The sequence below is a fragment of the Rummeliibacillus pycnus genome (genome assembly GCF_044359855.1).
Classification (GTDB): Bacteria; Bacillota; Bacilli; order Bacillales_A; family Planococcaceae; genus Rummeliibacillus; species Rummeliibacillus pycnus_A.
In genome coordinates this window covers 3,146,571-3,158,557 of record NZ_CP132291.1, presented here as the reverse complement: position 1 = coordinate 3,158,557, position 11,987 = coordinate 3,146,571, and the positions used below count along the sequence as shown (strand labels likewise).

General features: G+C 34.6%; 9 protein-coding genes. 4 read left to right on the top strand and 5 right to left on the bottom strand.

Annotated elements, in window-relative coordinates; translation table 11 throughout:
• Positions 1-161 precede the first annotated feature (161 nt).
• From Q8X41_RS15520 to Q8X41_RS15510, 3 genes are all read left to right on the top strand, one after another.
• Complete coding sequence (locus Q8X41_RS15520) at positions 162-1,292, top strand: hypothetical protein (protein WP_397537144.1); 1,131 nt, start codon at positions 162-164, stop codon at positions 1,290-1,292.
• Between the two features lie 20 nt (positions 1,293-1,312).
• Entirely contained in the window at positions 1,313-1,798 is a 486-nt protein-coding gene (locus Q8X41_RS15515) for a hypothetical protein (protein ID WP_397537143.1), read from the top strand.
• Between the two features lie 345 nt (positions 1,799-2,143).
• Complete coding sequence (locus Q8X41_RS15510) at positions 2,144-2,323, top strand: small acid-soluble spore protein H (RefSeq protein ID WP_397537142.1); 180 nt, start codon at positions 2,144-2,146, stop codon at positions 2,321-2,323.
• Positions 2,324-2,753: 430 nt separating this feature from the next.
• Here Q8X41_RS15510 and Q8X41_RS15505 read toward each other — a convergent pair whose 3' ends face one another.
• From Q8X41_RS15505 to Q8X41_RS15490, 4 genes are all read right to left on the bottom strand, one after another.
• Positions 2,754-3,044 carry a hypothetical protein gene (locus tag Q8X41_RS15505; protein ID WP_397537141.1) on the bottom strand — a complete coding sequence of 97 codons (291 nt, stop codon included), beginning with the start codon at positions 3,042-3,044 and terminating at the stop codon, positions 2,754-2,756.
• A gap of 274 nt (positions 3,045-3,318) precedes the next feature.
• The gene (locus Q8X41_RS15500) at positions 3,319-3,762 is read right to left on the bottom strand and encodes a hypothetical protein (protein WP_397537140.1); all 444 of its coding nucleotides are present in this window, start codon (positions 3,760-3,762) and stop codon (positions 3,319-3,321) included.
• Positions 3,763-3,764: 2 nt separating this feature from the next.
• A complete protein-coding gene (locus Q8X41_RS15495) occupies positions 3,765-4,577 on the bottom strand; it encodes a DUF3100 domain-containing protein (protein WP_397537139.1) in 813 nt (270 codons plus the stop codon).
• Between the two features lie 52 nt (positions 4,578-4,629).
• On the bottom strand, positions 4,630-5,841 hold the full coding sequence (locus Q8X41_RS15490) for a M20 family metallopeptidase (protein WP_397537138.1): 1,212 nt from the start codon (positions 5,839-5,841) through the stop codon (positions 4,630-4,632).
• A gap of 536 nt (positions 5,842-6,377) precedes the next feature.
• Here Q8X41_RS15490 and Q8X41_RS15485 point away from each other — a divergent pair.
• Complete coding sequence (locus Q8X41_RS15485; RefSeq protein ID WP_397537137.1) at positions 6,378-6,698, top strand: DUF3784 domain-containing protein; 321 nt, start codon at positions 6,378-6,380, stop codon at positions 6,696-6,698.
• Positions 6,699-6,936: 238 nt separating this feature from the next.
• On the opposite strand, the gene Q8X41_RS15480 is transcribed toward Q8X41_RS15485, so the two are convergent.
• On the bottom strand, positions 6,937-11,424 hold the full coding sequence (locus Q8X41_RS15480; protein ID WP_397537136.1) for an endonuclease: 4,488 nt from the start codon (positions 11,422-11,424) through the stop codon (positions 6,937-6,939).
• Positions 11,425-11,987 lie beyond the last annotated feature (563 nt).

Sequence of the window (11,987 nt, the reverse complement as noted above, 5' to 3'; positions counted from 1 at the left end):
AATATTTACGATTGAAGGGCTGGCACCACTTATAGAAAGGATCCTTGTTGTATCGTATTGATTTCCCTCCTTAATATTTTTTAAATACCTAAATATATATCCAAACATTATAAAAAATGTTATATTTTACATGTATTTATAAAAATAAGGGAGATGGAAAATTGAAAAGTAATATATCATTGCTAGTAAAAATATTACTTGGGTGTGCTCTATTACTGTTTAACGTACCAAATGTAAAAGCAGAAGAGGTGCAAAGTTTTGAAGTAGACAAATTTGAAGCTGAAAATGTAGCAAAAAAATTCATTGAATACAAAATGGAAGTCTTCAAACTTCAAGATAAAAACTATGAACTGAAGCTTCTTTCAGAGCTTTATGGACTAGATGATAAAATGAATTCCTATTACTTTCAAATTTACACAAAAGATGCTTTAGTCGGATATGTTATGATAGCAGCAGATTACCGATTCGATCCAATATTTGAGTACGGCATATTTGAAAATAATTATGATTATTATTATGGAAAGGAACTAGCCAATAAGACTCAAAAGGCATATTACTTGGGAGGGCAAGGAGTAAAAATCTCAGACAGTGCTAGCTCAGTTGAAAAAGAAATATATAATAAGATTCAAAATATCGCCAATTCAACCTCTAAAAATAACGGTTCACTTTCCAATATTTCAATTGGAATTCAACATGAAAAAGATACAAATCCGCTATGGAATGATATTCATGACTCAAGTAAGGTTGGAGTTCAGTCTGTTCCACCTGTTACTTTAAATGTAACGAGAGTTTGGCAAAGGCAATCGGGTGTAACCCATCCAGACTCATCTTGTGGCCCAGCTGCTGGGGCAATGATAGCGAATTATTATAAAGATATTAAAGGATACAAAGTAAGAGGAAAAGGCTCATATAGTAACAGTAACGCAAATTTGATTAATCATTTATATTTTGAAATGAATTCATATGCGTTAGGTACAAATTCATATTCACTTGCAAATGGTTTTCAAGTTCACTTAAACCATGATATGACAGGCTGGAAATACACAAGAACAACTGATCCTGGATATAGTAATGTTACTGCTCCTATTAGAGATGGGCATCCGGTGGCAACAGTTTGGCTTGCTCTTGGTGATGAAGATTATCATTGGAGGGTTATCAACGGAATTGATACTGATGGTGGACAATATCTTTCTTATAAAGATTCCGATGGTGGATCAGATAATACAGGGGCACATTGGGTTAGCTGGAGCACGATGGTTGGTAAGGTTCATACTGTTTCATTCTCAAGATAATCACTAAAAGAAGGTGGAATATGTTTAAGATCATCTACATCATAAGCTTTTTAATGTCTTGTTTACTTTTTTATTTATGTAATGATATGACACAAACTTTAAATATAAATAGTGAGTTTGGAGTAGTTGGTGGTAATGGTAATCCAGGCCTTATTCCTTGGATTTTCCTCTTTCCCTTCTTTGGATTTTTTGTTTATGGAACTTTTAAGTATTCGACGCTTACATTAACTAAACTAGCTAAAGCTAAGAAAATAATGATAATTACAGGGTCAAGCGTGCTATCTTTCATAATACTGGTAAATGTCTACAATCAAGCTTCAGAATTGAGAAAAAGGATCGTGGAGGTTAGTCCTTCTTATACAAAGGAAAGTGAATTATCATTATTGAATTTCTGGTCAAATTCTATTTTCTTTAATTTTTTTACTTTTTTTCTAGTTATTCTTCTGACTATTCTGTTTAGTGCAGGAATAGCTATGTTAAAAAGTAGTGTTCCAAGAGCAGGGTAATATTACTACTCTTTTTTATCGGACACAAAAAAGATAAAATTAAAAAGAAATAAGGGTATTCTTTATGTATCTAAGAATTTCTTAAGCTAACCTGTTTTAGTTCATGTTGAGTTGCAAAAATACGTGAAATAAATAAACACCTTTAGCCCCTACTCTTTTGTGAGAGATAAGGGGCTAAAATTTTTTTACCGACTAATACCGGCATTATTACAAAAAAGAATAGCCCTAATTTGAGCGATTTGTTGCAAATTGTGCTGGTGACTGTAAATTTAAATCTGTATGCATTGATTAATGAGTGAATGAGAATAATTAATAAGTAAACAAAATGAAATGGAGGTTTTTATAGTGGATAGTCAAAGAGCACAAGAAATTGCGGCATCACCAGTTTTAGCAAATGTATTACATGACGGAGTTCCAATATACATTCAACATGTAGATGAAACAAAAGGAACAGCTAGAATATATCCTCTCCATGAACCAGAGAATGAAAAAGAGGTTGCTTTGGAAAAATTAAGAGAACATTAACATGCAGTTTGCAAACATGTTTAGCTAAAAATATGAAAGATGCTGTCGTAGATACTTCTAATGGCGGCATCTTTTCATTTTTAATAAATATCTAGATTTTAGATAGTCTTGGTAGGACTTAAATTGCTGAGAGAGCGAATACAATTTGAAATAGAGCGAATAAAAGGTCCAAAAGAGTGAATTAACTGTCCAATAGAGCGAATAAATCAGTGGAATTAGCGAATAAAATACTTTTTCTTATTGTATACAAAAAAACAACTGCTAACATATGTGTCAGCTGTCGGTTATATTGATCAATTGCATATTTTTAGTAGAACTTCCCAGTCAATCTTAGTTGTTTGAGTACCTGGCACCAAAACTTTAACACCAAAAAAAGCCCGTATATGTATAAAAGCTCTCGTGTTTATATACCCGAGAGCTTTTGGTTTAATTAAGGTCTTCTTCCATCAAATGATCTAAAAAATGATCCTATTTGCCTCACCATATTTACCCCATTTTTTATTGTTCCCGCATGGCCCATAATTGTATTTAAATGATCTGGTAGTCTTTCAAATCTAGAAACATTTGATTGGGGTCGTTGATTAGGGTCAAAGAAACGTTGCCCCTGTCTACCTTGATTAGGAGGCCCAAAGCCTTGTCTACCTTGATTAGGAGGCCCAAAACCTTGTCTATTTCTTGGTGGAAGTGGTCTTCTTCTAGGATCCGGCTGATAAAATGGCATCAATTCACCCCCTATCAGGGTTATACTTCTAATTTAGTATATGTCTGTACTTTTTTATTGATTAGACTTTATACACATTTTTTAGATTGGACTTCAAATGCGATATGTATTTTGTAAATAAAATTGGATTGAAAAAAACCCTTTCCGTAGAAAGGATTTTTCTTATCATTTGTTGACACCAATGTAAACATGAAGCCCACATATTTGTAATTGTTACAATATAACCTTCTAACATATATGTCAGCAGTCGGTTATATTGATCAATTGCTTATTTCTAGTGGAACTTCCCAGTCAATCTGAATCCAATTTCAGCAATGAGTGTGGCAAAAAGAAATGTTCCGGTGTATACGCAAATAGATACTACAACAATTCTCCAACCGAGTTTTTTAAATTCTTTTAAATCTTTCCCAAAAGAAAGACCTGCATAGGCAAGAATTGGTGTGGCAAGTGCCATAAAGTTAATCTTTTCTGTATATTTGACAATTGATTGCTGGTAAGGATTAACACTTGAAGTAACTAATAATGCAATAATTGAGACCCAAATAACTGTAGGGATCTTTTTGACTAAAAACTTATTTATAGCAAAACCTAAAACTGTAATTACAACAATAATCAGCATACCTGGGATTGCTTCAATGGGTGAAACATGATAGCCAACCCAATTCCCTAATATTGCAATAATACCAATGATGATAAATGTTAAAATTTGATCCTTCATAATTATTCACCTGCAGACTTTTCTTTTTTTGATTTTCTTCCCAAAATCGGCTCTAAATATTTATAGAGAAGATTTGTCATTGGAAGAGAGAAGTACACACATATAAATGTACCAACGATTGTTGTGATTAAGTTTGCTGCACCTGCAAATACAGCAATGTCATTGGCAGAATCCGGGAACATAATTGATAGAGATCCAGTCATGGCAGCCATCATACTACCAGAACCAACGCCAGCTCCCATTGCTAAAGAAATCGGGTGAAACCATCCTGTGCTAGCGATTAAACTTGCGATTAAGGATAAATAGATTGCCCCAAATAATGTTCCGCAGATATATACGCCTAATGCCCCACGAGACTCAGGAGAATCTGCACCATATTTTTCAGAAAGGATTGCTAAGTTCGGTTCTCGGTCAATCGAGAATGTTGCACCAATTGCTTCCCGTTTCATACCTAGCAGTAATGCAATTGGCAATCCTAATACAATCGTACCTAAAAAGTGACCTACTTCTTGGAAAACAAGAGAAAAACCTGCATCGAATAACTGGGATAAAGAAGGTCCCATTAATGTTCCTAATTTTGTGACAAACAACATGAAAGAAATGCCCAATATATTAGAAGCAACAGTCATATTTTTTTCAGATAGAATTTTAAATTTTGGTAAACTAATAATTGCTCCAATGATTAAGGCATATAACATTGGGAAAAACGCAATAGAACCAATACCTAATTTTAATGTTTTTACACCTATAAATTCTGCGATAAGTACTAAAAATAATACGAAAATATGTATTTTCCAGCTAAATAAACGATTCATTTCCTACTCCTACCTCTTTTTGATTATTTACGGCGAATAATCCCTTTTTGATTTATTCTGCTTTTACATTTCGATAGAGCTCATTGTTTAAAACTAAAAATAAAAATAAGGATATACCATTTCTTATTGATTCAAATGGTGGTAAAAAGTGAGCGTTATGTAATTTATGAGCTCCTCCTTTGCCATCATTGACACCTAGGAAGAAAAATGCACCTGGAACTTCTTCTAAATAACATGCAAAATCTTCGGATGCTAGACTAGGGTTCTCGACATCTACGATACGGTCTTTCCCAAATTCCTCTACTAATCCATCATGAATGGCATGGACAACAGATGGTGTGTTAATCGTAATTGGATACCTCATATCGTAATCAATATCTGCTGTTAATCGATTTGCTTGTGCAACATTGTTAACAATACTTTCAAAACGTTCTTTCAACAAAAATCGGGTTTCTTTCTCCACTGTACGAACCGTACCTTTGAATTTTACTTCTTCTGGAATAATATTAAATCCTTGTCCACCTTCAATGGTTCCAATCGTCATAACAGCAGCATCTACAGGATTAATCTCTCGACTTAAAATGGTTTGTAATGACGTAATAATTTGAGATGTCCCTACAATAGCATCTATACCTTGATGCGGTGCTGCTCCGTGCCCTGCCATTCCTTTTACAGTTACCTCAAAAACATCCATACTCGCCATTAAGGAACCTGGCTTGACACCAATCTCACCTATATTGAGTTCTGGCCAAACATGCATGCCAAAGATAAAGTCAGGTTTTGGGTTTTCAAGTGCACCTTCTGCAATCATCTTTTCCGCACCCTTTACCATTTCTTCTGCTGGTTGGAAGATAAGTATTATCTTGCAGTTTAATTGGTCTTTCACCATATTTAGTATTTTGGTTGTGCCTAGTAAAGTCGTGGTATGAACATCATGTCCACATGCATGCATGGCACCTTCGTTAAAGGAGGCAAAAGCTACACCCGTTTCTTCTTTGATAGGTAATGCGTCCATATCCGCTCGTAAAGCAATGGTTGGTCCATCAACTTCTTCATTAATCATTGCAACAATTCCAGTTTTCGCTACATTATCAGTATATGAAATACCCCATTCATCTAAATAGCCTTTGACGATTTTAGAAGTTTCATATAAACCGTAACCAATTTCAGGTGTTTGGTGTAATTTCTTTCGAATGGAACAGAATTCATCAAAATTGTCTTCGATCAAATCCTCCACATTTTTAAGAATTGTAGTATTCATCATTACATTCCCTTCCTCATAACGATTATTTAAAGAAATTTCCTTTAAGTATTCTAAAAATAATAATAATACATAATTACTATCTTTCGATATTTTATTTATTTTCTGAAAACTTTACTAAGAGAATATTTTAAAATTATGTGTGAAGATCTTATAAAATAATCGTTGGATTCATTTCACTTCATCAATTACTCACATTCCATAAAACGCGAACGTTTATGCATTAAATTCAATTAAATGTTTGTTTTTTATATTATACTTTATAAACATTAAAATTGTATAGATGTAAATGTTCGTTTTTTATGAATTCTACAAAAGAACATGAAGGAACCATATAACTTTTACAATATAAAGTTGAAGATATCCATACGCGAAATACCGTTATTGTAAAATAATTGGAGATACTCTTTTTTCTATAGTGCTGAACCTTTCCAATCACGTCTATTATCAATTCTACGTTCTTATGAAAAGTAATCACCAAAGAAATAAAAGGAAATATGCTACTATTGCGTTAACGAAAATAATTAGGAGGAGATAAAATGAGTGGAGATTCAATTATTTTAATTGTTGTTTTATGTTTATTTTTGATATTCAGTTTAATTTTATCTTTAGGAAAGGGTAGTTTTTTGATAGCTGGCTATAATATGGCATCTGAGGAAGAGAAAAATAAGTTTAACGAAAAAATGATGACTAAGTTTATGGGGAAAATGATGTTCTTTTTAGCTTTATGTATATTTCTTTGGTTTTATGATGAAGTATACGATTCACCTATAGCTTTCTATTTAGGATTAATTCTTTTTATTATTATAAGCGCTGGCGGAGTTATTTATTTAAATACGAATCCAAAATTCAGAAAATAGAAAAGAGCAATGGGCAAGTTCCATGATTTTTCTAGGGTAATCCATGGATTCTTTGGGCCAATCCACAAAAAAAGAAATTAAATCCACTCATCGTGCTATTTACGTCCACCTCCGTCTCTCCAAGAGAACTCGATGAAATAAGAAAATCCCACCTCCTAAGAGATGGGATTTGTTTGGCATTACTCTTTCGTATTGTTTCCTTTTGAAATCTTAACCCGCAGGCACTTATCCTTACGACTTACCAAATTGCTTCTACCCATTCAGGGTGGTCGATGAATGGATTGCGGTTTCCTTGAATATTGTATATTTTTTCGTTTCGTTGTTTTTCCCACTTGCTTACTGGATCTTGTTCATTCCATTGTAGTAAAACAGAAAGCTTTCCGTGGAAAGGATTTGTTCCATTGTTAACTCGATCATTCAATTCTAAGTCAACCCTGTCACCTTTTTCATAACGTGTTGCCATGTAAAATAGGATTCTAGCGATATCGCCTTTTACATCATCTGGCGGCTCCCATGAATCAGAATCCCTTTTACACTCAGAACAACCGTTTACTGCACTTCCACCATTATCAAAATCTAAGTTCCCTCTTGCACTATTTACTTGTACGTCAGCTGGTCGTAAGTTATGAATATCTGTACCAGGGCCATTACTTGTACCAAAATCACCATGTGACTTTGCCCAAGTATGCTCTCTATTCCAGTCTCCAACATTGCCACCGGCTTTGCTCTTTGGACGAGATTCTCCAGTATAAAGTAGGATAACATTGTTCGAATTATTTGGATCTTCATCTGTTATTTTCAAAGCATCCCACGCTTCATTGTATGAAAGCACACGGTTATCATCTATGATATCGTGTAATGCAGCCTTTAACACTTGCCCTTCTTTCCCAATAGCATCGCTATAGTATTTATCCGTTGTATTGTCAGAAGTAACAGTTACAGAAAAACTAGAGGTGACAGATTTCTTTCCATCTGTAGCTGTAACTCCCACAATATGAGTGCCAACAGGTAAATCCAAAGTTAGTTCTGAACCATTAATAGTTCCTAATGGGGAACTAAATGTTAGTTTATCTCCGTCAGGATCTTGAAAATAGTCTGTCAAAAGAAAATTTAGCTTTTTCCCCACTGCTACAGTTTGATTATCAAAGTTTTTTATTGCTACTGGAGCACTGTTTTCTGCTGGTGTTGAAGGTGACTCACCTTCTGAATCTATAAACTGAATGCTTTCAGGATTTGCACCATTTGTATATCTGATATGTTTAATATTTTCAGCGCCTCTAATTTCTTTCACATTCGGTCCATCAATGATGACTTTTCCTAGTGGGAGCCCTGAGAAGTTAATAATGGCACCAGCTTCTTTTGGTTTAATCGTCACTGATGAACCATTAAAGCCTTTACTTGTGAATCCTTCCCCTTTCAGCTCAGCATATTTGGAACTTGTAATGATGATTCCTTTTGTAATCTTGCCACTTTCAAAATTGACGGAAATGCTTGGCTCAGAAAATGTTAGTTCTTTCTCTCTTATGTTTGCTAAGTTGTACGTTTTTTCAGGAACAATCTCATCTGATTTACCAGATAAATCAAGTTGTACCATTACTGGATCATGGTCACTTGCACGGCCAGCCATGTCAGTGAAATCTGAATTGATATGGAGAATATCAATTTTAGTTGATTTAGCTAGATTATTCGATACAAGAATATGATCTAGCACTTGTGAATTCCCTTGGAAAAGATACGTATAACGATCATCTTCAGGTACTTTATTAATCATGTTTGTCATGTGTTTGCCTTCGAGGATTTTTAACGAATCCGTGAATTGGAAATCGTTATAATCACCGACAGAGACAATATTTGCATCTGGGTTGTCAGCTTTAATCTTTTCTACAAAGTCTTTCACGACATTTGCAATCTGATGACGTTGCACTTCGCTTTCCAATCTAGGTGGCTGTGTTGAGCCGAATAATGGTGTATCACCTGATTTAGAGTTCCAGTGATTCGCAATGACAACAACACTTTTACCATTAAAATCAAATTGTGCAGCTAGTGGTTTTCGACTATTATTGAATGCAGTATTTGTAGGATCAATACGCCCTGGATTAAGTGATAGCTTTCCATTCTTATATCCTACAGCTGTTTTTGCATCACCACTTGGAATGCCTTGTGTTAATTGTACGCGTTCTGGATTATATAAGAATCCTACACGGATATTCGCATTTGGTGCACCACCATCTGCATTGTTCTCTGGGTCAATATTAACGTAGTTATATTTTACGCCACCAGCGTTTTTAATTTCAGTAATTAAGCGCTGATAACTTTGATCTGCCGCAGTGCCTCCTGCAGTAGAACCATTATTATCTTGAACTTCTGTAACACCAATAATATCAGGGTTTTTCATATCAGAAGCAAATGCTCGTGCCAATTTGCGCGCTTTATCATCAGTTGTTTCTTTCGTATTGTTAGAGAAGTTTTCTAGGTTATAAGAAGCAACGGTTAATTTGTCATCTGCTTTTACGATTGTCGTTGTTTCTGGTGTTGAATCACCTACAACATGTTTTGATTTCATCTCATCATAATCGGCATAGATTTTATAATTTTGGAAGCCATAATTGACTACCCCAGTAATAGGGCCCTTAAATTTATCGCCTGTTGCTACTTTAAAATCTCTCGCTTGCGTATTATCATAAAGTTTAAATTGAATTCTATCAGCATTTGCATTATCTGCTGTAAGTAAGACACCACCATGAATCGTATCCGTTTTTCTTTCATCTAGCACTGTAATCAGATCACCATGTTCTTGAGGTGCTACAGCTTTCACATTTCCTACCTGAACCCTCATACCTTCGAGAGATTCCCAGAAATCAATAGCATCTTCCTCTGGATCGAATTTAGCAAACCCATCGTTATCAATCACTTCAGATGGCAGATTATTGCGATCAATCACTATTGGTGCTGGCAGTGTTACATTGCTCTTCACAACGCCCACTTTACCACCTTGGTCGTTTCGAGCATTAATCTGTGTAACGGATAAATCTGTGTCTTTTTTTGTGTCAGTATAACCATCAATTTGAAATTCATCTACTTTTCCATCAACACTTACAAGATCCCCAATTTTAACAGTCGCTGCAGTGTTACCCGTATAAACAATAATTCCTTCTGACGTGTTTGGATTGTTGTCCTTTTTATCATCAGGTGTTTGAATATGGAAATAGTTTCCGCTTCCTATTTTATAGACATATGTGACAATTCCTTCAAGCCCTGAAACTTTCTCACCTCGTTTAGGTGATTGATGCGATGCTCCTTGAATATCGTGAATTTGGATTCCTTGTGCTGGATCAAAAACAGTATATTCATACGAGGTAACCTGACTATTTTTTAAACTCTCTTTTACAGCAAACGCTTTTAATGTCGTATTATTTTGAATAGCTATAGGCTTACTGTATACGTTACTAGATTTGGTAGGTTCTGTTCCATCTTTTGTATAATAAATAGTTGCACCTTCAGTTGTAGTCGTTAGAGCTACTTCAGTACCTTTTGCAACAGCTCCTGCTTTAACTGATGGCATTACAGACTGAACTGCAGTCGCATCTTCTATAATATCTGCTGTGGAACGTGGGATGATTTGATAGACATCATCGAATTGTTGCACAATCCCTGTAATCGATTCATAGTTTTTCCCAACCACTAAGTTCAATGTCTTCGTCTCATCACGTACCACAAATTGTGTTGTACCATCTGTAACCGTATAGTTAGCCGAAGTACCGCCATCTTCTACAGATAGGATCTTAATATTTTTTGCTGTTACTAGGCGAGATTCATTTGCTTCTGAAACTTCTGCACCTGAAACTATTTTAGGTGTTGGTGTACCTACATTTAGTTTCTTTTCAACAATTGTTGCCCCATCTAATTGCAATAGTCCTCTGAAATCAGCTACTTTACCCGTTAAAGTGACTTCATCACCAACTGCTGCATCTAAAGTAGCTGGACGTACAGCTATTCCACCCGTACCATCCTGAACGGAAATCGTATTTTTTAGTTTTGCAGCAACTACTGCCTTGATCGTAACAGTTTCGCCTATTGGTAGAGTTCTTGCTTGTTCAATCGATTTGATGTCAGCTGGGTTTCCTGGATCTACTGAAGAACCATCCATTGTATGTTTACCGAGGTTAGATACATCATCTATCGGCAATTTATCCCACTCATTAGTAGGATCAAACGAATCATCAATAATTGTATCGCCTGTTGTAATATTGTTCTTCCGGACTAACGTTACATTCTCCATGTTTTTTACTGTTTTACCAACTTGTCCAATGGAATCAATAACATTATTCCCTTTTTTTAATACTACGGGATCATCCCCATTAAAATTAATGACGGTAGAATTAGCGAGATTTCCCTTACTCTTTATCGATTCATTTGCACTATTATGATAAATTACATAGGTTTCTCCGTCATTTATATTTCCTGTAAGTTGTAATGTTTGTCCTGCTTGAGCAGCTCCATTTACATATAGCTCTAATTTATACTGACTTAAATCAATGGCAGATCCAGTCCCATTATAAAGTTCAATAGCTTTGTTAAAACTACTTCCCTCAATATACTCAGAAATAATCAGTTCTGAAGCTTGTCCTGCCGCAGCAGAAGTTGGAATGGCTGGTGTTAAGATACTTGCTACTAAGAGTGTCGACAAAAACGCGTTTAAAGGCTTTTTCCATTTTCTTTTATTCATTTAAACTAGTTCCTTTCTTTATGAGAATTTGCTAAAAGAATTAAAGCGTTGCTTCTTCTACTTCAATACCATCAAAAGAAATTTCACTATTTGAAATTTGTCACATACAAGAATCCTCCTTCATTATTATTGGCATTTATCTGATTAAAATTGATATCAGCCGATACATAACTCAATTATTTACTATTATAAATAATATTTCCACACCCTTACATATAAAAAACTTAATGTTTACAAATAAAATGTTTTTATATAATAGATACTTTATATTCCATATATATTTACTAGCAATTCATTAATATAACCAATTGTTGGAATTTTTTCTTTGTTTAGGCTTGCTTGAAAGTAATTTCTGTTTAGGTACTGTATGTTGCTTTTAGAACACTCATGAATCTCCCTCCTAAATAAAAAGCTCTCATGCACTAATACATGAGAGCTAGAATTCAAGATAAAAATATATATTTAAAAAGAGTTTGAACACCAAAAAAATCCCGTATAAGTATAAAAGCTATGAATAGCTTTCATATTCTTAGCAAGATTTCCCCCAAAAAGGCTTTGCACTA

Excerpts from the sequence above, each read along its gene's own strand:
- Q8X41_RS15515 (WP_397537143.1), top strand. The coding sequence starts at position 1,313 with ATGTTTAAGATCATCTACATCATAAGCTTTTTAATGTCTTGTTTACTT.
- Q8X41_RS15505 (WP_397537141.1), bottom strand. The coding sequence starts at position 3,044 with ATGCCATTTTATCAGCCGGATCCTAGAAGAAGACCACTTCCACCAAGA.
- Q8X41_RS15500 (WP_397537140.1), bottom strand. The coding sequence starts at position 3,762 with ATGAAGGATCAAATTTTAACATTTATCATCATTGGTATTATTGCAATA.
- Q8X41_RS15495 (WP_397537139.1), bottom strand. The coding sequence starts at position 4,577 with ATGAATCGTTTATTTAGCTGGAAAATACATATTTTCGTATTATTTTTA.
- Q8X41_RS15490 (WP_397537138.1), bottom strand. The coding sequence starts at position 5,841 with ATGATGAATACTACAATTCTTAAAAATGTGGAGGATTTGATCGAAGAC.
- Q8X41_RS15485 (WP_397537137.1), top strand. The coding sequence starts at position 6,378 with ATGAGTGGAGATTCAATTATTTTAATTGTTGTTTTATGTTTATTTTTG.
- Q8X41_RS15480 (WP_397537136.1), bottom strand. The coding sequence starts at position 11,424 with ATGAATAAAAGAAAATGGAAAAAGCCTTTAAACGCGTTTTTGTCGACA.